Genomic DNA, 20223 nt, shown 5'->3' with positions numbered 1-20223 from the left:
AGTTCTCCTTATCCGTATTATATCCAATAACGGAATTATATTTCCGCATCATCCATGGCCTGGACATCTGCCTCTTGCTGTTTGGCATCATGAATTCTATCCAAACGATCAAGGAGTAGTTTTTCTTCTTTATCAAAATACTCCTCAGTAATTTTTCCTGTTTCCAGCATCATATACAATTCACTAAGGCGTGTAGTTATAGACTGTGCTTCGTTGTCGAGCTCTTCCTGGGCAGCGTCATTTATTTCGCGAAATATCCATAGTATACTTTTCACAGGAAATGCCAGGATGTCGTCGATAAGCAACATTGTGTCAAACCGCCCGTGGAATGAGTTATTGATTAAATTCCAACTCAACGAAATTGTGTGGCGCCCAAGGACCATTATAGTCAAAGCAAAAATTGTTATCGAACTGGTCGGCAACCTTGACAACAGCCGATTCAAACGCCTCCTGATCCTTGCGGGCGATGAGACAGGCCAAATTCATAATCCTGTTTTCTTGAAGGCATTTGTTGCTTTTAATATCATTGCAAGAGGAGGACAGCATTTTTTTGACCTGCTGCGTATAACGTTTTCTGTCCGCCGTGAGAAACCGGTCAAACAAACGACCAAGTTCGATCTTATCTTCCCGGGAAGGCCGGCGACCGGGGAGGAGGAGGCGATCCCTGGTCTGGCGCAATTCTTGGTGCGTAGTGACAAAGAAATCGAAGATATTGGGCACGTCCCAGGATACCCGCAGGCCCATTTCCACCATGTCCGTCACGCGTTGCAGTTGCTTGACCAAGCTGTCCTGGTAGCGTGCAAGAATCCGTTGTACCCCTTTGCGGTCGTTGGCGATGACGCCGAAGGTCATCGGCAAAAGCGCCGGCCCGGCCATCAGGGCTCTGAGCACAGCCTGTTGCGCCGCCAGATTGCGGCGTTCCGGGCGAATGCGCTCGTTTTTGACGTCGCTGACCACGGCCGCCACTTCCCCGTCAACAATGGCGTACACCTTCTCTCCGAAGATGCCGGGGAAGTCGTAGACGGAATCCGTCCGGGCGGGGACTATGGCATAAACATATTTTCCGGTCTTTGCAGCGTGCGATTTTTCGGACATGACATTCCCATACTGTAAAGAGGTTGCATCAACAGAGTTCAGCGACGTGCACCACGTCAGGACCGTTTGGTGAATTCCAGTTTATTGGCCGGTATGCTCCGTGGTGGCGCAGGTTTCTCTCTCGTGTGTCTCCAGATGAATCTCCTTGAGTTTACCTTCTTCGGTTTTTATGTGCAGCATGGCGCCGCACAGACATTTGATCGGCCCTTCAAAATCGTCGTAAGCCGTATCCACTTCCATTTTATGGCCACAGGAAAGACAAATTATGCGCATAACAGCTCCTTTACCGTTTTTCGCGTTACCCGGCCTCGTCGTTATGGCATAGCCTGCCCAACGTTCGCGCGACGTTGGTTTGCGCAGGCCTCGCAACGACGGCGATGCCCTCTCCACTGCCGCGTCAAAAGCTGGCAACGCGCGGCCCTGTCCTTGAGAATATTGTCCTCAAGGTATTGGCGGTACGTTTCCGTACACTGCGGGGGAATTCCTGTGGACATGGGGCAGGCGCGGAAACTGTTGCGGTTGCGCATGCTGCGGATGTTGCGGGAAGTCTTGATCGTGAGCATGGGGGTCTCCTTGCGAACGGCGGCCGGCAACCTCCCGGCACAGCCCCGCGCCGCGAGCAAGCGCGATCGGTCGCCGTCAATATTTGATGACAAATCCCGCGGATTGCCGGTTTTCCCCTGGCGCATCCCCGGTTTCGGACGGCTCGCTCTCCAGCCACCGGAGAATGGAGTCCTTTTCCGCCTCGATTTCCGCAAGGCGCTCGTCAATGTCGGCGATCAGCCGGGAGGCGGCGTCTCGCTCCACTTTGCGCCGCGCCTTTTCGAGCTCGATGTGGCTGATGCGCAGGAAGCCGTTATGGGGCGCCTTGACCTTGCCAACCCGGCCGGAAAACGTCCGGATATCACGCAAGCCTCTTCGTATTCCGTTCATGGCGTCTTACCCCACCAGTGTCGGACATTGCGCGGCCCCGGGCGTTTTCTCCTCCGAAGGGGGGCAGACGGCCTGGATCGTCTCCAGGATTTTTTGCCCCATGACCGATTTCCCGGAGCGGATGACCTTGGCGGTGTCCATCTGCAGAATGTCCTGGCAGGACCAGAGGAAGACCGGATCATCCCGGCGCGCCCGGGCATGGCGGTGCGCCAGGATCTTGGCGATGGCGATGCAGGCCCGAATGGTGGGGTGGTGGGCATTTCCCCCGACGCCGCGCAATTCCCGCACCACATCGACGATATTTTCCGCATCCTCGCGGACGACGCCGGATTTGGCCATGGCGACCCGGATCTCGGTCTCGCGGTCAAAATGGTTCAACTGGATAGTGATGAGACGATCGAGGAGCGCGTCCTGGGTCTTGTGCACCCCTGCGTATTCCTCGGGATTGGAAGTGAAGATGGCCCGGAATTGCGGGTGGACTTCCAAGTAGCCCTCGCCGAAACGGTTTGTTTTCGCGAGATTGAGGATTTTTTCTTCCAGGACGCTCAGGAAGACATTGTTCGCTTCGGGCCGGGAACGGTTGAATTCGTCGTAGATAAGGGCGTATCCTTTCCGGCAGGCCATGGTGAGGCGGTTGTCCATCCACTTGAGTTCCATGGATTCCTCCGTCTTGAGGACGGAGTGGATATAGTTGTCGACGAGTTTTTGCTTGTGATAGCCGGACTCCCGGCCGATGAGATCGGCGCTGTTGAATTCGTCGTCCCCATGGATGAGGGAGATGGGCTGGCCCAATTTCGCGGCCACGTGAAAGGCCAGGGTGGTTTTCCCCGTTCCGGCCGGGCCGGAGAAATGGATCGGGTACCCCACTTCCAGATAGGACAGGGCACGTTCCGTCAGTTCTGTCACATAGGGGGTCTCCACGAAGGTGGAACTCGGTTGGGGAGCGACCTTGTCATCGCGTGTCGGCGCGATGCTGGTGGTAAGCACGGCTTGTTTCCCGTACGGGATGGTCATCGCGGGGTCTCCTTCAGTCAATTGACCATGCGCTGCGGCGGCTTTGCCAACGCCGGATGCGGGATGAACAGACTCCCCCCACATCCGACGCTGGTTTCATGGTTCCAGGCATCGGGCGCCATTGTCACACCAGGGATCTCAGCGCTTTTTGCGTTTGGACGAGCGATGCCCGTGTTCTGGCGGTTCGGGTGCGAACTCGGCCCGGGGATCGGCTTCCGCGGTTTCCGGCTCCGTGGCCTCCTGGTGGGAGGCGGCTTCCGCTGATTCCGGCTCCGTGGGCGCGCTTTGGGAAGACGCAGGCGGCGTCTCCGGCGCTTCCTCCCCAATCGGCGGGACAACCGAAGCCTCGAACGACTCGGCCTGCGGCTGGCCCTTGTCTCCCTCTTCGGCTTGGTGCTGCGCCTCGGTGGCGCGTACCTCCGCCGTTTTCCTCGTCTGGATTTCGACCACGGCGGGACCGAACCAAGCCCGATGGGCGCCGTTCCTGTCGAGGGCGTAGCCATGGAGCATGTCCGTCGTGGTCTTTTTCAGGTTGCCCACGAAGGCCAGACACTCCTGATGGAGTTCCCGGCTCATGGTCTCATGGGACCATCGGAATCCCGACAACAGGGAGGCCACCGACTGTCGCAGCCGGGACGAGTCCGCCAGTCGTTTTTGCCGGGACACCCGGGCCATCTCGGCATGGTCCCTACGGAAACGGGTCCTCATTGAAGCGACGTCCTGGTACAACTCCTTCACGAAGCTTTCCCGCCTCCCCCGCAGGGTCACAATCTCACCACATAATCGGGCCATTTCATCGGTTAAGCGACCCATGTGGGTTCTCCTTTCTCTTGCAGGCGAAATCCGGAGGGACCGGGGAATACGATCCCTCCGGATGGAATATCCACTCCATCTGGCCATACCCCGGGGGGTTACGCCGGAGTCGCCGCGCTGGCGGTCAGGCCGATGGCCTCGGCATACTTCAAATAGGTTTCCACCGAGGCGATCACGACGCGGGCTTCGACGGAAAGCAGTTCGATGCCGACCAGGGAAACCTTGACCCAGGCATCAATGACGATGCCCTTGTCGAGGATGCGGTCGACGACTTCGGCCAAGCTGGACGAGTCCGTGGATTTTTGGATCTTTGCCATGAGATGACTCCTTTATGGTCAATGTTGTGTGGTACGGTTGCGAACCGAAGAGGCAGAGAACTATTTCCCCACCCAGGCCCGGCGAGCACCGTCGAGATCGGCGGCAAACCCTTGTCGCAAGTCTGCCACTTTTTCCTTCAGGGAGACGACGAAGTCCCGCCGTTCTTTTTTCGTCTTCGCGGCCATTTCGGCGTGGGCTTGGGAAAAGCTTCGCCGCATGGCGGCTCCGTTGTGGCAGATGTCTTTCACGAAGCTTTTCCGCGCCCCGCGCAAGGCCACAATCTCCCCGCATAGCTGGGTCATTCCATCGGTTAAGGGACCCATCACGATTCTCCTTTTTCACCCTTGCCCGGTTTGCCGGGTAAGCGATTCCACGTGCGCGGTGGAAAAACAGCGCGGAGAGGCGTGGGCTCTCATTGTCGCCGGGCGTTCGGCCCACTGCGCAATAAGAGCCCCTTGCCCCGTTCGGAATTTACGCCGGAGCAGCCGCGCTGGCGGTCAGGCCGATGGCCTCGGCATACTTCAGATAGGTTTCCACCGAGGCGATCACGACCCGGGCTTCGACGGAAAGCAGTTCGATACCGACCAGCGAAACCTTGACCCAAGCATCAATGACGATGCCCTTGTCGAGGATGCGGTCGACAACTTCGGCCAAACTGGACGAATCTGTGGACTTCTGAACCTTTGCCATGGGATACTCCAAAGTTTTTTTGCGTTATTGTCAGTGGCTAGCCGATAGCTATTCAGCAAGGTCCATGCCAACATATTTTCAATAAATATTTAATACTTTCACTATGTTGTATAAAGACAATAATGGTATCACAGCACGTAGGGAGACCACGCTATGGACCGAATTCCATGCGGATGGATCGGCCTGGCGTTTTCTTGGGCACCAAATTGGCGGTATGGAACTGCCGTCCAGGAGATGTCGTAGGAAAATCGAGGGAGGGGCGTCTGGAGGATACCGGAAAATCTGGGCTGGCTATCGAAGCGATTTTTTCGCTTCCATCAGAGCGTGTCATCCGGGTTTTGGAGCAGATCATGGAATGGCGCGGCAAGCCGAAAGCCATACGTAGTAGCGTCAATGGCCTTAAGTATGTCAGCCATAGATCGTCTGCTCACTGACGCCGTGGCGCTTGGCGACCTGGGCTACCGGATCCTTGTCAGCCTCGCGCAGGATGCCGACCATCTGCTCTTCGGAAAATCTTCCCTTTCTCATGGCTCCCTCTGTCTCGTCGGGAGTCACCTTCTCGAGTTTCGGATGGTCCGAAAAGTCCCGGGCAGGTCACTGGCGCCAATGAAGCCAAGCGCCTCATGTTCAGATTTCAAGGCCATGCTTTTTGAGCAACTGATAGAGATGACCCCGGGACAGGCCGGACAGGCGCGCAGCCTCGCTGACGCTCGCGGCCACTTTGAGAAGTCCTTTGAGATAGGCTTTCTCCGAAGTGTCCTTGAAGTCCCGATAGGATTGGTAGGCCTGGGCCCCGGAGGCCGCCACCGCACCCAGCCTGTCAGGCGCGCGGCCTGCGTTCTGATGCAGGCGGCTTCGGGCCACGGCCATGCGGATGTCGAGGGGAAGATGGCCGGCAAAGATGGCCGGCTCCCCGCGCGAAGCGGCAAAGGCCCATTCCAGGGCATGGCCCAGCTCGCGCACATTGCCCGGCCAATCGTATTGCGACAGGGCCTCCATGAGGTCGTCCGAGACGGTCTTGCCGCAGGCGTCGTAGCGGGCGCAAAGCGCCGTGACGAAGTGGCGGCATAACAGCGGAATATCCTCCTTGCGTTCCCGAAGCGGCGGCAGGGTGATGGCAATGCCGTTTAGACGATAGAGGAGATCGGTCCGGAACAGGTCCATCGAAGCCATTTCTATGAGGTTGCGGTTGGTAGCGGCAATAAGCCGGAAGTCGCTGGGGACCTCGGTTCTGGCGCCGATGGGCCGAAAACGCCGCGTTTCGAGCACCCGCAAAAAAGAGCGCTGCAGACTCACGGGGAGTTCCCCCACCTCGTCGAGGAAAAGCGTCCCCCGATGGGCCAGGCGCACCACACCGTCCCTGTCCTGGTCGGCGCCGGTGAACGATCCCCGGGTGTGGCCGAAGAGTTGGCTTTCCAGGAGCGATTCCGTGGCCGAGGCGCAGTCCATAGTGACAAAGGGCATGACGGCCCGGGCGCTGCCCTCGTGGATGGCCCGGGCGAAGACCTCTTTGCCGGTGCCGGTTTCGCCGAGGAGCAGCACGTTGATGTCGCTGGCCGCCGCCTGGCTGGCCAGATCGAGGCAGGCGCGCAGGGCTTGGCTTACCCCGACGATGTTGCGCAGTTCCTTGTCCGTCTGACCGGCCGCTTGGCGCTGTTGGCGAAAGGCCACCACCCGGTTGAGGGTGAGCTGCAATTTGTTCAGGGAGAGCGGCTTGGTGAGAAAATCCCAGGCCCCGTGGCGGATGGCCAGATTTGCCCCAGCCGGATCGCCGTGGCCGGTGATGATGACGATCTCTGGCGGCTGCGGCAGACCGCGCAAGGCCGGGATGCTGTCCAGGCCATTGCCGTCGGGCAACAGTACATCGAGAAACACGATGTCGCAGGCCTTATCGCGGCACTGGGCCACTCCTTCGGCCAGGGTGGAGGCGGCCAGGGCCTCGTGGCCGAATTCGGCGGCCGTGGACAGGATCAGCCGCTGGATCAGCGGATCGTCGTCGAGCACCAGGATGCTGGCCATGGCTTACTCCGGCGCAGCGACACGGCGCAGAGCCTGGTTGGTCCGTTCGACCATGGCCCGCAGCAGGCGATACTCCTCGGGTCCTACGGCCGTATGACTTTTCACCTGTGTTTCCAGGCGCAGGGCCGCATCACGCAGCGTCACCGCCCCCAGGGAGGCCGCGCCGGACTTCAGGGTGTGCATGAGACGGCCCGCCTCCTGGCAGTTGCCGCACCGGGCAGCCACCTCAAAGGCTGCGGTCAATTCCGGGGCGCTCTCCAAAAATTCCTTTACGAGCAGCCGATAGAGGTCCTCGCGCCCGCCCAGTAGCCGCAGGGCCGCATCCGTCTCAATGGAGGCCTCACCCGTTTCGGCCCGGGTCCGTTTGTCCGTTGCGGCGACGTCGGCCGAGGGGGAAGGCAGCGACAAGGCGGCACGCATGGCCCGGTGGAGCGCGGCTACGTCGATGGGTTTGGTGACGACGCCTTCGATTTCGTCGGAGGGGAGCAGGGCCTGTTCCTCGGGCAGGACAAAGGCCGTCAGAATGAGTACCGGGGTCCGTCTGCGGCCAAGCTCCGTCTCCAGGCCGCGCAGCCGGCGCAGCACCTCAATGCCATCCATGCCCGGCATTTGCAGGTCGAGCAGGAGCAGGTCGACGGAGGCACGGCGCAGGATTTCCAGGGCCTCCCGGCCGCCGGCGGCCAGATGGACCACGGCCCCGTCCTCCCGCAGGATGTCGTTTAAAAGGATGCGATTCGTATTGTGGTCGTCGACCACCAGCACACGGCAGCCGGCCAGGGCCGCTTCCGGTCCTTGGTCGTCCTCCCGGAGCCGGGGGGACAACTCCTTGGCCTGCGCCCCAACTGGCGCCACGGTCAGGCTGGCGGTGAAGATAAAAACACTCCCCTGGCCGGAAACGCTCGACACGGCGATGTCGCCGCCCATCATCCGGGCCAGTTGGCGGGCGATGGACAGACCGAGCCCGGAGCCGGCATGGCGTCGGGCCAGGGAATCGTCCACTTGGCTGAAGCATTCGAAGACGCGGGGCTGGTCCACGGCGGCGATACCGACCCCGGTGTCGGTGACCGTGGTGCGCAGACACACGTTATCCGGCCCGGGGCCGGGGGCGGCGTCCACGTCGAGGCGCACTGAACCGTGATCGGTGAACTTCACGGCGTTGCCCAGGAGATTGGCCAGGACCTGGCGGTAGCGGAAGGCATCACCGACCAGACAGTCCGGGACTTCGGGCGTGACATGCACGGAAAATTTCAGGCCCTTGTCCTCGGCGGCGAAGGCGAAGATGTCACTGGTCTGTTTCACGGCCCGGCGCGGGTCGAAAGGCCGGCATTCGAGCTCCAGCCGTCCCGAATCCAGGCGGGAGACGTCCAGGATGTCGCCGACGATCTCCAGGAGGGAACCGGCGGAATGGATGACGAGCCTGGCGTAGCGGGCAGCCCGGGGGCTTAAGTCTTCGCGCAGCATGCGCTCGGACAGACCGATGATGCCGGTCAGCGGGGTGCGCATGTCGTGGCTCATGTTGGCCAGAAAACGGCTCTTCATGCGGCTTAAAGCCTCGGCCTGCTCCCGGCGCCAGCTGATTTCGAAGGTGGAGCCGCCTATGCCGAGCAGGCCCACGAACCAGATGATGCCGTAGGTGGTGGCCAGGGTGCGCTGGCTGCGTTCGCGGGAGGCGAGCAGGGGGGCGGCCGGGGCCGAGACGCTGATGCCGCCCCGAATCGATCCCACGGTGGCGCTCGGATGGCAGCTCTGGCAGCTTTCCTCGGTGACCAGCGGGGCCATGAAGCGGAATTGGCCGCTGGTCGCATGGCCCGGGACGAGTTCGAAATATTCCCGGTCCGGGAGCAGCGCGGCCAGGGTTTCGCGTTCCCAGGGATCGGGGGCGTTTTCCGGGCGGACGGGAGCGAGGCTCGTGATGTGGAAATGGATGCCGACGTTCTGGGCGGCGATCTCAGCGATCTGGCGGGTCATGTAGGCTGGGTTGATGCGCACGAGCGTCTCGCCGCCGGCCGTGGTCAGGACCCGGTCGCTGGCGGGCAGGTGCGGATTGGGCACCACCCCCGGGCCGACGGGCACGAACACCCCGCCGTGCACGGCGTTCCAGGCCCGGGTGGCCAGGATCTGCTGGAAAAAGGCCCTGGCCTGGTATTCGGCCAGCTCCAGGATATGGCGGCGCTCGCCGGCCACGTTCCAGACGAACAGCGCCACCAGCAGCATCGTCCAGAAAAGCCCGAGGAGCACCGGTATGACGATCATCCGTTTCATGGCTGTGCCTGCCCGCCTTCCCGATGCTATAACCGGCTTTCAACCGTTGTCGAGTCCGTTTTCCGCGTCCCCTTCTCCGGCGTAGCGCCCAGCTGAAAGCCCAGGGCCTGCCCGGCCCGGCGGCAGGCGGCCACGCAGTCGCCGCAGTTGGTGCAGACCAGGGGCAAGGTCTTGCCCCGCCTGGGATCGAGGCCGAGATGACAGGACGCCACACAGCGTTGGTCCGTGCCGCTGCAGGTACACCGTTTTGGATCGAAGCCGACCCGAAGTCCCCACGGCGCCAGCCGGTGGACCAGGGCCAGGAGCGCGGATTGGGGACAGACGAAACGGCACCACAGCCGGATGCCGGTCCAGGCTTCGATCACGAGCATGATCGGCATGGCCGCGACGGGGAACCAGAATCCGCCGAGGACCGCGTACTGCCAGACCCGGGAGTAGGACGCGGGCATGGACAGGAGGTTGAGCAGGGGCGGCAGCCCGAAAAGCCCGATGACGGCCGAGCCGATGGCGGCGAGTCCGGCCTTGACGGCAAAGCCTTGCCCGGGGAAACGGCCGGGCCGCACCCGGCCCAGGCGGCGGGCGAGACGGTGCGCCCATTCGGAAAAAAGTCCGTAGGGACAGGCATAGGCGCAAAAGACCGGACCGAGGACCAGGGCCAAAATCAGGGCCAGGCCGGCGCCCACGGCCCCTGTCCAGGCGATGCCCCGGGCCGAAACCAGGACCTGGAAGGCGGCCAGGGGATCGCCCAAGGGTACTCCCAAAATCTCCACGGCCAGGTAGTTGCCGCTTATGATATTGATCCCCCGGGCATTGGCCAGGGGCACCACGGCCATGAGCAGGGCCAGCCCGATTTGCAGGCCGCGCCGCCAGACTGGCAGGAGCAACCGGATCATGCCGGGCCTCCCGGACGGTTGCGTCCGGTCAGCCCGGCCTTGGGCACGGTGACGATGGCCTGGCGGGGACAAACCTTCTCGCACACGCCGCAGCCCACGCAGGCCTTGGTGATAACCGGGAACATTCCCATGTCCATGATAAGCGCCACGTTGCGCAGGGGACATTTCTCGTGGCAGGTCTTGCACAGGACCGAACCCTCGTAGGTGTAGCATCGCGACTTGTCGAGCCAGGCCAACCCCATGTCCGCCTCGACCATGGCCGTGATCGGCCGCAACGCCCCGGTTGGGCAGGCCGGCGGGCAGCGCATGCACAGATAGCAGGGTACGCGGCGGGGATCGATGCGCGGCGTGCCCAAGGTGGCCGGGTCGAGGCCGGCTTCAAGGAAGATGCTGCCGTAGGGGCACAGCTGGGCGCAGCGGCCGCACTGGACGCAGCGCCGGAGAAACTCCTTTTCTTCGCGGGCCCCGGGCGGCCGCAACAGATGTCCGGCAGGCATGCTCCCTCCTTAAGTTCCCGCGGCCGCATCCACAGCCATCTCGTCTTCGATATTGCAGTAGGCGGTGGCCACCGAGACCACGCCCGGTGTCCGTTTGAACGCTCTTTCGATCAATTCCAATTCCGCCGCCGGGCATTCGAGGATCACCACGAGGCAGGTTGGCCGGTCCCAGGGCAGCACCGTGGCCCCAGGGAGCCGGGACAAGGCCTGCTTGACGTCGGACTGCGCCCCTTCCCGGGGCTGGACGAGAAAACTGGCGATGGCCATGGGCCCTCCTTAAATTCCTTGCCATTTGCAGGCATGTCCCGCCTCGGGCGTACGGGCCTGGCCCGGGATCGTCTGCGCCCGGGAGGTTGGTCATTCTACTGCTGTGCGGCAGCCCCGACGTGAGAAGCGCTGTCGTCAGCCTTCAAGTCCGTAAGGAGTCTTTCCAGGATGTTGGCCTGGTGCGCCAGGGACTCGATGGCCTGGGTCGAGTGCCGCATGGCTTCGGATGTTTCCAGAGAAACCCTGTTTATATCATCAAGGCTGTGGCTGATCTGTTCGCTGGTGGCCGACTGTTGTTCCGAAGCAGTTGCGATGGAGCGCACTTGATCCGTCGTCCCCTCGGCGAGGGAGACGATCATCCGCAGATTGGTAAGCATGCTCTTTCCTTTACCGTCACCTAGTTAAACGCCGTCCGGCGGTGGAAGGCGCCTCAGCCGACCGCTAGACCTTGGTCACCCGGGCAGCGCAGATCTTGAATTCCGGCTGTTTGGAGATGTCGTCGATGGCGTCGATGGTCAGCTCGTTGACGAGCTTTTTCGCATCGTAAAACGGCAAGAAGATCAGTCCCGGCCGGCAGACTTCGCCCACCCGGGCCGGCAGGTCCATGGTTCCGCGCCGGGTCTCCACCCGCACGGCATCGCCGTTGGCGATGCCCAGGCGCTTGGCGTCATCCTGGTTGATTTCCACGAAAGCCGAAGGGAAGGCCTTGTGGATCTCTGGGACCTTGCCGGTCATGGTGCCGGAGTGCCACTGGTCGATGACCCGGCCGGTAGTGAGTACGAAGGGATAGTCGGCATCGACCGGCTCGGCGGCCCCCTTGTGCGGCCGCAGCCAGATGATGGCCTTGCCGCCCGGGTTGCCGTAAAAGAAGAACTTGTCCGGATGGTCGGGCGGGATGTTGGGGTCCTCGCCCCGGGCATAGCGGATATTGGTGCCCGGGTGGTCCTCGGTGGGGCAGGGCCAGAGCAGGCCCGAGGTCTTGCGCAGGCGTTCCCGGGTCATACCCTTGAAGTTGTAGGCCGAATGGCTGGAGACCTCGCGCCATTCATCCCAGACTTCGGCGGAATTCTTAAACGGCACGAGCTTGGGATCGACGCCCATACGCAGGGCCAGATCGACCAGGATGTTGACGCCGGGGCGGGCCTCACCGGGGGGATCGACGGCCTTTTCGATGAGCGCGTAGCGGCGCTCGCCGCAGCCGTAGACGCCTTCCCGCTCGCACCAGAAGGCGGCCGGAAAGACCACGTCGGCGTATTTGAGGGTCTCGGCGTCGCCAAAGGCCTCGATGACGGCCAGGAACTTGGTGTCCTTCTTCAGATTGGCCGTGTACTTTTTCACGTTGGGCAGGGTCTGGGCCGGATTGGTGCAAAGAACGAGCAAAGCCTTGATGGAATCGCCCAGGGCCCCGAACATGGCCGTGGTGAAAAGCCCGGGCTTGGGGGCCAGGGAGTCCTGGGGCAGGCCCCAGATCCTTTCCATCTCGTTGCGGTGTTCCTTCTTGGCGATGAGCCGGCCGCCGGGAAGCAGATGCGCCAGGGAGCCGGTGTCGCGCACCCCGCCGCAGGCATTGGGCTGGCCGGTGAGCGAAAAGCTCGTGGAGCCGCGCTTGCAGATCTTGCCCGTAAGCAGGTGCAGGTTGTGCACGAGATTGTTGGCCCACACACCCTGGATGCGCTGGTTGAGCCCCATGCACCACAAGGACATGGTGGCGGTGGACGAGGCGAAAAGTTTGGCCGCCTTCACGATGGACTCCGCCGGCACCCCGGTGATGGCCGCGGCCTTTTCCGGGGTGTACTCCGCCACGAAGGCCCGGTATTCCTCGAAGGTCCGATCCTCGGGCTTGCCGTCCACCATCTGACGAAACACGGTGTACTTGCCGTGGAAGCGGGGATCGTCCAGTTCTTCGTTTATGATGACGTGGGCCATGGCGTTTAAAAGGGCCAGGTCCGTGCCCGGGATGATGGGCAGGAAGAGGTCGGCCAGGCGGGCGGTATTGGTGAGCCGGGGGTCCACCACGATGACCTTGACGTTGGGGTCGGCTTGCTTGCGGGCGGCCAGCCGGCGAAAAAGCACTGGGTGGCACTCGGAGGTGTTGGAGCCGATGATGAAAAAGCAGGCGGCGGCGTCCATGTCGTCGTAGCAGCCCATGGGCTCGTCCTTGCCGAAGGTGGTGACGTAGCCGCCCACGGCCGAGGCCATGCACAGGCGCGGGTTGCCGTCCACGTTGTTGGACTTGAGGCCGGCCTTGAAGATCTTGTTGGCCAGGTACGACTCCTCGGTCAAGGCTTGGCCCGAGCCGTAATAAGCCACGGCCTGGGGGCCGTCCTTGTCCAGGACCGCCTTGAACCGGGCGGCGGTGAGGTTAAGCGCCTCGTCCCAGGAGGCCGGCACGAACTGGCCGCCCTTGCGGATAAGCGGCTTTGTCAGCCGGTCCGGGGCGTTGATCACGCTCGGCAACAGCGCGCCCTTGAGGCACAGTAGGCCCTTGTTGTGGTTGTTGGGATCGCCCTTGACCATGACCACCTTGCCGTCGCGCACCCCGACCATGACCCCGCATCCCGTGCCGCAGTAGCGGCACACGCCCTTGACCCAGGTCTGGGGGCCCTGGTCCGGGGCGGCCGTGGCCTGCCCGGGATCAAGGAGCAGGAACGCGGCCATCGAGGCGGAATATTTTATGAACTCTCTTCTGCTCAGCGCCATGGCGCCCTCCTTGGCCCGGACGGGCTAATCAGCTTTTTCCTTGGAAACGGACTTGGCGTAGGTGCCGTGGTGTAGGGAATTGGTGTGAAAGCCATGGCAGCCGTCACAACTGTCGCGCACGCCGTATTTTTCGGCCATGCGTTCCATGGCCGGCGCGTGGCAGCGCTGGCAGGCCACGGCGGCACTGGGGTTGGCGGAAAAGGGGATGGACCCCTTGCCGTCGGGCAGGCCGTGACAGACGTAGCATTTGACGAGCAACATGCCGTGTTTGCTCTCGAACCAGTCCTGGGCCACCTTGGGTGTGACCTTCTTGTGGCAAGCATAGCAATCGCCCTGGTCGTCGGTGACTTCGCCGTGTTTGACCTTGGCCCCTTCGCACCGGGTGCCGGTAAAGCCCAGGGCCAAGTAGGAGAAGTAGGCCGTGACCAGGACCGCCAGTCCGAGGAGCCCAAGCAGCCATCGACGTTTTTTCATGACAGTTCCCTCGTGCGCCCGAAGGCCGTTCATTGCTCGGCGGTCCGAGGCAGTTTGGCGGCAAATCCGGCGTTGACCGCGTAGCGCCGGTCGAAGATGGGCAGATGGGCCATGTTGGCGTGACAGCCGGCGCAGGTGCGTCGGGCGTTGCCATCCTTGCCGAGCCAGGCGTCGTGGGCCTTTTTCCCTTCGGGGCTGATGGGTTTGCCCTTGACGTTCCGCGTGAGGTCGGTGTGGCAGGCCAGGCAATTGGCATCGGCCACGAAGCGCCTGGCCACGAGCTGCATGGCTCGGCGGTCCAGGTTGTCGGTATCGCTGGCGAAATGGGCCACGGCATCCCGTACGCCGAGATAGGACTTCACCATGAAGTAATCGAGGCCGTAGCCCGGCGGCATATGGCACTGGACACAGGATATGGGATTCTTGTCTTTATCGACGGCATGAGCCGAACGTTTCAACTCGAATCCGTGGGCCTCCATCTCGTGGCAGGAGAGACAGAACTCCGTAGTGGAAGTGCGGTGTATGGTATATGTTCCGGCCAGTACCCCGATCACTGCCAAAAGAAAGAGTCCGGCTATTTCTGTTTTCTTCATGGAACATCCTGCATTGCTTCTGACATACGGTCTCATCGCTCGTTGCAAGAGAAAGCAGCAAGAGGCATGCCAGCGGGCAGTCCCCGGAAAACGCGCGGAAATCACGAAGTTCAGAGAAAGAAGGACCGTACGGAGTGTCCGCTTTTGCTGACACCTGTCATAAAAATCTGACAACGTCAGGAAAAGCGGACAGGTCCCGGGTTGCATAGGCTCCACCTTCCCCAGGCGCGTCTTTCACCGAAAATTCAGTCCCAAGGCCGATTCCTTCCTTTCCGCTTCCTGACGCCGGAAGCGGGGACGGGGGCTGGTTTGGCTTTTGCACAAGGCGATCAGACGGGACGCCGATGGGCGGCGTTTCGAGCTTTTGGCGAAAGGAAGGGATGTCATGCCCAAAAAGCTCCACCTGGTGCTGGCGGGCCTGCTTGTGGCCGGCACGGGGCTGTTTCTGGCCTTGGGACCGCCGCAGCTGCTGGCCCGCTCCGAGAGTCCGGACTTTTGCACCTCCTGCCACGTCATGGAGGCCCAGTACGAGGCCTGGTTCCACCAGGGTGCCCACCGGCGCACGGCCTGTGTGGAATGCCACCTCCCCAACGACAACGCGGCGGGACACTACGTCTGGAAGGCCATCGACGGCATGAAGGACGTGGTGGTGTTCAATGCCGGCCGTGTGCCGGACGACATCCGCATTTCCCAGCATGGCAAGGCCGTGGTCCGGGCCAACTGCGTTCGCTGCCATGCCACGGCCGTGGAGATGATCGACAATGGCCGGACCTGCACGGACTGCCATCGCCGCATCACCCACGCCGGGACCGGGTCCCTGCAGACGCGCTGAGACCGACCGACAACCACCCAAGAGAGAGGAAGACCAATGCGAGGGAAAATCGTCATCACCACCCTGGTGGCCCTGGGGATCGCCACTTTCCTGTTCGTGCCCTACGCCTGTTCGCCGCCCAAGCCCGAACCAGTCAAGACCGTGACCATTCCCGACGGCACCATTGATCCGGCGGTCTGGGGCAAGGTCTATCCCGAGGAATACGAACTGTGGAAAAAGACCGAAGAACCGGAACCGGCCGGCAAGAGCAAGTACAAACGCGGCTTCGACGCCGATGGCATCACCTACGACAAGCTGGCCGAATTCCCCTTCATGGCTCTGCTCTTTAAAGGCTGGGGCTTCGGCATTGAGTACAACGAGCCCCGGGGGCACGCCCACATGGTGCGCGACCAGATGGAGATCGACCCTTCGCGCCTCAAATCCGGCGGCACCTGCATCACCTGCAAGACGCCCTATGCCTCGAAGCTGCACAAGGATCTCGGGGCGGACTACTACAAGATGCCCTACAAGGAGATCCTTACCCACATTCCTGAGCAGTTCTGCACTCTGGGCGTGGCCTGCGTCGATTGCCATGACAACAAGGATATGTCGCTTAAGGTTTCCCGCGACTTCAGCCTGACGCCGGCCCTGGCCAGCATGGGCGTGGACTGGAAAAAACTCTCCCGCCAAGAAATGCGCAGCGTGGTGTGCGCCCAGTGCCACGTGACCTACAATATCAACAAGAACGAAAAGATGGAGTCGGTTGGCATCTACTTCCCGTGGCAGGGAAGCAAGTGGGGTGCCATAACCATCGAGGAGATCATAAGGAAGATCCGTTCCGATCCCACGGTCAAGGAATGGAAGCAGAACGTGACCGGGTTCAAGCTGGCCTACATCCGGCACCCCGAATTCGAGCTTTTTTCCAACGCCAGCGTGCACTGGAAGGCCGGGGCCGCCTGCGCCGACTGCCATATGCCCTACACCAAGATCGGCGTGCACAAGGTCTCGGACCATCGGGTCATGAGCCCGCTCAAAAACGACATGAAGGCCTGCATGCAGTGTCACACCCAGACCGCCGACTGGCTTAAGCAGCAGGTGATTGCCATCCAGGACCGCACGGCGTCGCTTGAGATCCGGGCCGGCAACGCCACGGCCACGGCGGCCAAACTGTTCGAGGCCGTGCACAAGGCCAGGGACGCCGGCAAACCCATCGACCAAGCCCTCTATGACAAGGCCAAGGACTATTACGAGGAAGCCTTCTACCGGTCGCTTTTCGTCGGCGCGGAGAACTCCATGGGCTTCCACAACCCCACCGAGGCCATGCGCGTACTCGGTGATTCCATCGCCTTCGCGGCCAAGGCCGAGGGCTACCTGCGTCAGATCCTGACCAAGGCCGGGGTGGACGTGCCGGTCAAGGTCGACCTGGAACTGGCCAAGTACCTGGAAGGTCGGGGCGCCAAGAAGCTTGCGAACCAGCCGCAGCAGGAGTTCAAGGATCCCATGGGGGTGCAGCAGCAGTTCTAACCTGCCCCCTTCCCTCCGTAATGGCCCGCCCGGGAAACGGGCGGGCCATTATGTCCCGTATCCCCACCACACACATGTTTCCCTGGAGGCGACATGGCTCCGACGAAGCCTGTTTCACAGGCCCAGGACTGGCCGTGAGCGAAAGCCCGCGACCGTTTTGCGTAGGTTAGGGTCTAAGCTGGTCCGGATCCGTTGCCCTTGTCTGGTCCAGGTCCAGGAAAACGGTCCCCACGCGCTCGGCAAAACGTAGATCGTGCTCGATCACGATCATGCTGGGACAGCTCTCCAGGATCAGGTTCTCGATCTGTAGACGGGAAGGCAGATCAATAAAGTTGAGCGGCTCATCCCAGATATAGAGGTGGGCTTCCTGACAAAGGCTTGCCGCCAACAGGGCCTTTTTCTTTTGCCCTGAACTGAGCAGCCCCATGTCCAGGTCAAACAAGCGTCGCTCGAAACCCAGCCTGTCCAGTACGGTCCTGTAAGCACCGTCGTCGACTCCATGTTCCCTGGCAAAGTCCCTAATGCCGCCTCCAAGAAATGCCGTATTTTGCGGAACGTAGGATATGCGCACGCCAGGAGGAATGGTCAACGTTCCGCGGCTATGCTCCCGAACCCCGACGATCGCACTAATGATGCTCGATTTTCCGCTACCGTTCCTGCCTCGCAGGACAAGGCGGTCGCCTTTCGCGACTCGAAACGACAGGTCGTTAATAATGCGCTTCCCCTCGTATTCGATGCCAAGCCCGACTGCCTCCACAAGCCATTTGCCATGATAGTCAAGCGACCGCATGGACAGCGGGGCTATGAATTCGACGTCCTGCAGCAGTTTGCTGCTCTCCTCCAGGGCCTTTTGTCGTCTGGCCTCCACGGCCTTGGCCCTTCGCATCATCTTGGCGGCCTTATGGCCGATATACCCACGATCCACCGGCCCGTTGCCATATTTCTCTTTCTCGCCACGCGTCGCCCAGGCACTGCCTTGCCGGGCGCTTTTAGCCAGACGCGCGACCTCACCGCGCAACTTCTGGTGTTCCGCCAGCTCGTATTGCTCCTGCCTCTGACGATTGCAGTTCCATGATGTAAAGTTGCCTTGTTGCAACTCGATGGTCGACTTGTTTATGGAAAGGATGTGGTCGACGCAGTTGTCGAGCAGGCTACGGTCATGTGAGACCAGGATGAACCCGCTTTTGCGTTCGAGATAACGGCCCACCGCCTGCCTGGCTTGCAGGTCGAGGTGGTTGGTCGGCTCGTCGATGAGCAGGAAGTTATTTTCCCGCAAAAAAAGTAACACCAAAAGAAGCTTGATCTCCTCGCCAGCGCTTGACGTCGCAAGGGGACGGTCAAGGACTTCCGGCGACAGCGCGATGAGGGACGCCTCCCGTTCCACTTCCCAGGGTTGCGTGCCGGGCCTGAGATGTCTGGCCAAGTCCAACGCCGACCAGTGCACATCTCTCACGGAAAATGGAAAGTAATCGAAAGATACAGCACTTTGTATTTTCCCTTCATAGGGATATTCTCCCTGCAGCAATTTGAGAAACGTCGTTTTTCCCCGCCCATTGCGACCAATCAAGCCAAGCTTCCAATTAGAATCGAGTTGTAACGAAACATTATCAAAAAGATATTTTGAGCCATCGTGGCCAAAACAGAGTTTCGATATATTTATACGTGACATGTGACCTCCGGTCAGGAGCGATTTGCGTCAATAAAAAAAGACTGCGGGGAATTCACTCCACGCAGTCTTTTACAGACAGCAATGTCGCCGTTAGAAACGGCGGCAGCCAGTTCAGACTGAGTAAAGACAGAATTCCCGCAAAACCGCATTCAGGCCAGAGCAAAACAGCTGCCTGGGCTGAATCGGCTGCAACCTTGGGCAAAAAGGTCTAGCGGAAATTCTTCATCTGTCCGATCCTGTTGAGGTCACTAAAAAGAAGTCCTGGTACCGATAAAAATGAAAATCATGGTTGTCAAGGCGCACACGCATAAAAGAAGACAAAAACATCCATGATTTATTGGATGTTTTTGACACCAAAAAAAGCAGATGAAAACTCATTTTGCCAAGCTTATCCAGCTGGATGATGGGCAGTTTTACAAGATCGCTGGTTTGGATGCCGCCGTCAGCCAGCAAGGCTCTGGCCGAATACGCGACCAAAATCCCGGCACTGCCCGAGCGCGTCGTCGTCCGGATTCCAAAGGACGCGAATGCCATCGGAGACAACTTCGAATCCGCATTCCTTCAGTTGCGCCGTGAGAAGCTTGACGGACTCTCCGCTCCAGCCGTAGGCTCCGAAAGCCGCCGCTTTTTTCCTCTTGAAGCCCAAGCCGCGCACCATCTCCAGGAAACCGCCCAGGGACGACAGATACCCCCGATTGATGGTCGGGGAGCCCACGAGCAAGGCTTGGGAACGGAACACCTCCGTTACGATATCGTTTTTATCGGCCTTGGCGGCATTGAAAAGTTTTACCACCAGGGTCGGGTCGGCTTCATGCACGCCTGCGGCAATGGCTTCCGCCATGCGCCGTGTCCCGTTCCACATGGTGTCATAAACGATAACGGCTTGATGTTCCTGGTAATCCCCGGAACACTCTAAATACTTGGTAACGATCTGCATGGGATTGTCACGCCAGATGGAGCCATGACTTGGGCAGATCATCTTGAGTGGAAGGCCAAGTCCGGCGAACTCCTCGATCTTGCGTTTGACCAGTGTGCTGAAGGGAGTGAGGATGTTGGCGTAGTATTTGATACACTCTTCCATGAGCAGGCACGGATCGACGAGATCGTTGTACATGCCTTCGGAAGCGAGATGGTGACCAAAAGCGTCGTTGCTGAAGAGGATCTCGTCACCTGTCAAATAGCAGAACATGGTGTCCGGCCAGTGGAGCATAGGAGCTTCGATGAAGAGCAGTTCCCGACTTCCCAAGCTTAGGCGTTGGCCGGTCTTGACCACCTGGAAATTCCAATCCTGGTGGTAGTGGCCTTTCAGGGACTTGACACCATTGGCTGTGCAGAAAACGGGCACATTCGGAATGAGCCGCATGAGCTCCGGCAATCCTCCGCTGTGGTCGCTTTCGGCATGGTTGGCGATAACGTAGTCGATGCGGCCGAGGTCCACGACGGTTTTGAGTTGTTCGATGAACTCGCCTGCGAAGGGTGCCCAGACCGTTTCCACCAAGGCCGTCTTCTCGTCCTGCGCAAGGTAGGCATTGTAGGTGGAGCCGCGATGGGTGGAATATTCCTCGCCATGGAAGCGTCGCAATTCCCAGTCGCGTTTGCCCACCCAGGTAACGGCGTCGGTGATCTTGAAGCTCATGCCTGTCTCTCCTTT

At 60.7% G+C, this 20223-nt stretch carries 24 protein-coding genes and 2 pseudogenes; 3 read left to right on the top strand and 23 right to left on the bottom strand.

Annotated features, from left to right (window positions below):
- Window positions 1–35: 35 nt before the first annotated feature.
- The 10 genes from ACMZ6R_RS01150 to gvpA (ACMZ6R_RS01105) all read right to left on the bottom strand — a co-directional run bounded on the left by ACMZ6R_RS01150 (window position 36) and on the right by gvpA (ACMZ6R_RS01105) (window position 4863).
- Window positions 36–308, bottom strand: coding sequence for a gas vesicle protein GvpG (locus tag ACMZ6R_RS01150; RefSeq protein WP_416108860.1), 273 nt, complete (start codon window positions 306–308; stop codon window positions 36–38).
- A gap of 25 nt (window positions 309–333) precedes the next feature.
- Window positions 334–1095: a GvpL/GvpF family gas vesicle protein gene (locus tag ACMZ6R_RS01145; protein ID WP_416108859.1), complete on the bottom strand. Its 762-nt coding sequence runs from the start codon at window positions 1093–1095 to the stop codon at window positions 334–336.
- Window positions 1096–1176: 81 nt separating this feature from the next.
- A complete protein-coding gene (locus ACMZ6R_RS01140; protein ID WP_416108857.1) occupies window positions 1177–1368 on the bottom strand; it encodes a hypothetical protein in 192 nt (63 codons plus the stop codon).
- A 41-nt stretch (window positions 1369–1409) separates the two neighbouring features.
- Entirely contained in the window at window positions 1410–1658 is a 249-nt protein-coding gene (locus tag ACMZ6R_RS01135) for a hypothetical protein (protein ID WP_416108856.1), read from the bottom strand.
- A gap of 76 nt (window positions 1659–1734) precedes the next feature.
- A complete protein-coding gene (locus ACMZ6R_RS01130) occupies window positions 1735–2007 on the bottom strand; it encodes a hypothetical protein (RefSeq protein WP_416108855.1) in 273 nt (90 codons plus the stop codon).
- Between the two features lie 27 nt (window positions 2008–2034).
- Window positions 2035–3042: a gas vesicle protein GvpN gene (gvpN, locus tag ACMZ6R_RS01125; RefSeq protein WP_416108854.1), complete on the bottom strand. Its 1008-nt coding sequence runs from the start codon at window positions 3040–3042 to the stop codon at window positions 2035–2037.
- A 138-nt stretch (window positions 3043–3180) separates the two neighbouring features.
- The gene (locus ACMZ6R_RS01120; RefSeq protein ID WP_416108852.1) at window positions 3181–3750 is read right to left on the bottom strand and encodes a hypothetical protein; all 570 of its coding nucleotides are present in this window, start codon (window positions 3748–3750) and stop codon (window positions 3181–3183) included.
- 203 nt (window positions 3751–3953) lie between these two features.
- Window positions 3954–4172: a gas vesicle structural protein GvpA gene (gene gvpA, locus ACMZ6R_RS01115; protein WP_416108851.1), complete on the bottom strand. Its 219-nt coding sequence runs from the start codon at window positions 4170–4172 to the stop codon at window positions 3954–3956.
- A gap of 60 nt (window positions 4173–4232) precedes the next feature.
- The gene (locus ACMZ6R_RS01110) at window positions 4233–4496 is read right to left on the bottom strand and encodes a hypothetical protein (RefSeq protein ID WP_416108849.1); all 264 of its coding nucleotides are present in this window, start codon (window positions 4494–4496) and stop codon (window positions 4233–4235) included.
- Between the two features lie 148 nt (window positions 4497–4644).
- On the bottom strand, window positions 4645–4863 hold the full coding sequence (gene gvpA, locus ACMZ6R_RS01105) for a gas vesicle structural protein GvpA (protein WP_416108847.1): 219 nt from the start codon (window positions 4861–4863) through the stop codon (window positions 4645–4647).
- A 278-nt stretch (window positions 4864–5141) separates the two neighbouring features.
- Here gvpA (ACMZ6R_RS01105) and ACMZ6R_RS01100 point away from each other — a divergent pair.
- Window positions 5142–5276 (top strand): annotated as a pseudogene (locus ACMZ6R_RS01100) (IS3 family transposase); the annotation flags it as partial.
- A gap of 1 nt (window position 5277) precedes the next feature.
- Here the strand turns inward: ACMZ6R_RS01100 and ACMZ6R_RS01095 are convergent.
- From ACMZ6R_RS01095 to ACMZ6R_RS01050, 10 genes and pseudogenes are all read right to left on the bottom strand, one after another.
- Window positions 5278–5391, bottom strand: a pseudogene (locus ACMZ6R_RS01095) (transposase); the annotation flags it as partial.
- A 99-nt stretch (window positions 5392–5490) separates the two neighbouring features.
- The gene (locus ACMZ6R_RS01090) at window positions 5491–6882 is read right to left on the bottom strand and encodes a sigma-54-dependent transcriptional regulator (RefSeq protein ID WP_416108846.1); all 1392 of its coding nucleotides are present in this window, start codon (window positions 6880–6882) and stop codon (window positions 5491–5493) included.
- 3 nt (window positions 6883–6885) lie between these two features.
- The gene (locus tag ACMZ6R_RS01085) at window positions 6886–9144 is read right to left on the bottom strand and encodes an ATP-binding protein (RefSeq protein ID WP_416108844.1); all 2259 of its coding nucleotides are present in this window, start codon (window positions 9142–9144) and stop codon (window positions 6886–6888) included.
- Between the two features lie 26 nt (window positions 9145–9170).
- On the bottom strand, window positions 9171–10037 hold the full coding sequence (locus ACMZ6R_RS01080; RefSeq protein WP_416108843.1) for a 4Fe-4S binding protein: 867 nt from the start codon (window positions 10035–10037) through the stop codon (window positions 9171–9173).
- Window positions 10034–10534, bottom strand: a complete 501-nt coding sequence (locus tag ACMZ6R_RS01075) for a 4Fe-4S dicluster domain-containing protein (RefSeq protein ID WP_416108842.1) — start codon at window positions 10532–10534, stop codon at window positions 10034–10036. Before ACMZ6R_RS01075 ends, ACMZ6R_RS01080 begins: the two co-directional genes overlap by 4 nt.
- A gap of 9 nt (window positions 10535–10543) precedes the next feature.
- Window positions 10544–10801: a chaperone NapD gene (locus ACMZ6R_RS01070; RefSeq protein ID WP_416108840.1), complete on the bottom strand. Its 258-nt coding sequence runs from the start codon at window positions 10799–10801 to the stop codon at window positions 10544–10546.
- A gap of 95 nt (window positions 10802–10896) precedes the next feature.
- Complete coding sequence (locus ACMZ6R_RS01065) at window positions 10897–11178, bottom strand: hypothetical protein (protein WP_416108838.1); 282 nt, start codon at window positions 11176–11178, stop codon at window positions 10897–10899.
- A 64-nt stretch (window positions 11179–11242) separates the two neighbouring features.
- Window positions 11243–13501 (bottom strand): molybdopterin oxidoreductase family protein, encoded by a 2259-nt coding sequence (locus tag ACMZ6R_RS01060; RefSeq protein ID WP_416108836.1) that lies wholly within the window; start codon window positions 13499–13501, stop codon window positions 11243–11245.
- A 24-nt stretch (window positions 13502–13525) separates the two neighbouring features.
- Window positions 13526–13975 (bottom strand): hypothetical protein, encoded by a 450-nt coding sequence (locus ACMZ6R_RS01055; RefSeq protein ID WP_416108835.1) that lies wholly within the window; start codon window positions 13973–13975, stop codon window positions 13526–13528.
- A 29-nt stretch (window positions 13976–14004) separates the two neighbouring features.
- Window positions 14005–14568: a cytochrome c3 family protein gene (locus ACMZ6R_RS01050; RefSeq protein WP_416108834.1), complete on the bottom strand. Its 564-nt coding sequence runs from the start codon at window positions 14566–14568 to the stop codon at window positions 14005–14007.
- A gap of 385 nt (window positions 14569–14953) precedes the next feature.
- Between ACMZ6R_RS01050 and nrfH the strand changes: the two genes are divergently transcribed.
- Window positions 14954–15400 carry a cytochrome c nitrite reductase small subunit gene (nrfH, locus tag ACMZ6R_RS01045; protein ID WP_416108832.1) on the top strand — a complete coding sequence of 149 codons (447 nt, stop codon included), beginning with the start codon at window positions 14954–14956 and terminating at the stop codon, window positions 15398–15400.
- A 36-nt stretch (window positions 15401–15436) separates the two neighbouring features.
- Window positions 15437–16903, top strand: a complete 1467-nt coding sequence (locus ACMZ6R_RS01040; protein WP_416108831.1) for an ammonia-forming cytochrome c nitrite reductase subunit c552 — start codon at window positions 15437–15439, stop codon at window positions 16901–16903.
- A gap of 166 nt (window positions 16904–17069) precedes the next feature.
- On the opposite strand, the gene abc-f is transcribed toward ACMZ6R_RS01040, so the two are convergent.
- The 3 genes from abc-f to ACMZ6R_RS01025 all read right to left on the bottom strand — a co-directional run bounded on the left by abc-f (window position 17070) and on the right by ACMZ6R_RS01025 (window position 20208).
- Window positions 17070–18572, bottom strand: a complete 1503-nt coding sequence (gene abc-f / locus ACMZ6R_RS01035) for a ribosomal protection-like ABC-F family protein (RefSeq protein ID WP_416108830.1) — start codon at window positions 18570–18572, stop codon at window positions 17070–17072.
- A 222-nt stretch (window positions 18573–18794) separates the two neighbouring features.
- Window positions 18795–19025 (bottom strand): hypothetical protein, encoded by a 231-nt coding sequence (locus ACMZ6R_RS01030; protein ID WP_416108829.1) that lies wholly within the window; start codon window positions 19023–19025, stop codon window positions 18795–18797.
- Window positions 19015–20208: an anaerobic nitric oxide reductase flavorubredoxin gene (locus tag ACMZ6R_RS01025; RefSeq protein ID WP_416108828.1), complete on the bottom strand. Its 1194-nt coding sequence runs from the start codon at window positions 20206–20208 to the stop codon at window positions 19015–19017. Before ACMZ6R_RS01025 ends, ACMZ6R_RS01030 begins: the two co-directional genes overlap by 11 nt.
- Window positions 20209–20223: the final 15 nt, after the last annotated feature.

Origin of the sequence: Solidesulfovibrio sp. C21 (assembly GCF_047785625.1) — a bacterium.
In the GTDB taxonomy this organism is placed as follows: Bacteria; Desulfobacterota; Desulfovibrionia; order Desulfovibrionales; family Desulfovibrionaceae; genus Solidesulfovibrio.
Note: the sequence above shows the minus strand (reverse complement) of the source record. Positions and strands in the feature narration are given on the sequence as shown.

Excerpts from the sequence above, each read along its gene's own strand:
- ACMZ6R_RS01050 (WP_416108834.1), bottom strand. The coding sequence starts at position 14,568 with ATGAAGAAAACAGAAATAGCCGGACTCTTTCTTTTGGCAGTGATCGGG.
- ACMZ6R_RS01085 (WP_416108844.1), bottom strand. The coding sequence starts at position 9,144 with ATGAAACGGATGATCGTCATACCGGTGCTCCTCGGGCTTTTCTGGACG.
- ACMZ6R_RS01090 (WP_416108846.1), bottom strand. The coding sequence starts at position 6,882 with ATGGCCAGCATCCTGGTGCTCGACGACGATCCGCTGATCCAGCGGCTG.
- gvpN (WP_416108854.1), bottom strand. The coding sequence starts at position 3,042 with ATGACCATCCCGTACGGGAAACAAGCCGTGCTTACCACCAGCATCGCG.
- ACMZ6R_RS01070 (WP_416108840.1), bottom strand. The coding sequence starts at position 10,801 with ATGGCCATCGCCAGTTTTCTCGTCCAGCCCCGGGAAGGGGCGCAGTCC.
- ACMZ6R_RS01135 (WP_416108856.1), bottom strand. The coding sequence starts at position 1,658 with ATGCTCACGATCAAGACTTCCCGCAACATCCGCAGCATGCGCAACCGC.
- ACMZ6R_RS01025 (WP_416108828.1), bottom strand. The coding sequence starts at position 20,208 with ATGAGCTTCAAGATCACCGACGCCGTTACCTGGGTGGGCAAACGCGAC.
- gvpA (WP_416108851.1), bottom strand. The coding sequence starts at position 4,172 with ATGGCAAAGATCCAAAAATCCACGGACTCGTCCAGCTTGGCCGAAGTC.
- abc-f (WP_416108830.1), bottom strand. The coding sequence starts at position 18,572 with ATGTCACGTATAAATATATCGAAACTCTGTTTTGGCCACGATGGCTCA.
- ACMZ6R_RS01110 (WP_416108849.1), bottom strand. The coding sequence starts at position 4,496 with ATGGGTCCCTTAACCGATGGAATGACCCAGCTATGCGGGGAGATTGTG.
- ACMZ6R_RS01145 (WP_416108859.1), bottom strand. The coding sequence starts at position 1,095 with ATGTCCGAAAAATCGCACGCTGCAAAGACCGGAAAATATGTTTATGCC.
- ACMZ6R_RS01040 (WP_416108831.1), top strand. The coding sequence starts at position 15,437 with ATGCGAGGGAAAATCGTCATCACCACCCTGGTGGCCCTGGGGATCGCC.
- ACMZ6R_RS01140 (WP_416108857.1), bottom strand. The coding sequence starts at position 1,368 with ATGCGCATAATTTGTCTTTCCTGTGGCCATAAAATGGAAGTGGATACG.
- ACMZ6R_RS01120 (WP_416108852.1), bottom strand. The coding sequence starts at position 3,750 with ATGAGGACCCGTTTCCGTAGGGACCATGCCGAGATGGCCCGGGTGTCC.
- gvpA (WP_416108847.1), bottom strand. The coding sequence starts at position 4,863 with ATGGCAAAGGTTCAGAAGTCCACAGATTCGTCCAGTTTGGCCGAAGTT.
- ACMZ6R_RS01080 (WP_416108843.1), bottom strand. The coding sequence starts at position 10,037 with ATGATCCGGTTGCTCCTGCCAGTCTGGCGGCGCGGCCTGCAAATCGGG.
- ACMZ6R_RS01060 (WP_416108836.1), bottom strand. The coding sequence starts at position 13,501 with ATGGCGCTGAGCAGAAGAGAGTTCATAAAATATTCCGCCTCGATGGCC.
- ACMZ6R_RS01150 (WP_416108860.1), bottom strand. The coding sequence starts at position 308 with ATGTTGCTTATCGACGACATCCTGGCATTTCCTGTGAAAAGTATACTA.
- ACMZ6R_RS01055 (WP_416108835.1), bottom strand. The coding sequence starts at position 13,975 with ATGAAAAAACGTCGATGGCTGCTTGGGCTCCTCGGACTGGCGGTCCTG.
- ACMZ6R_RS01075 (WP_416108842.1), bottom strand. The coding sequence starts at position 10,534 with ATGCCTGCCGGACATCTGTTGCGGCCGCCCGGGGCCCGCGAAGAAAAG.
- ACMZ6R_RS01065 (WP_416108838.1), bottom strand. The coding sequence starts at position 11,178 with ATGCTTACCAATCTGCGGATGATCGTCTCCCTCGCCGAGGGGACGACG.
- nrfH (WP_416108832.1), top strand. The coding sequence starts at position 14,954 with ATGCCCAAAAAGCTCCACCTGGTGCTGGCGGGCCTGCTTGTGGCCGGC.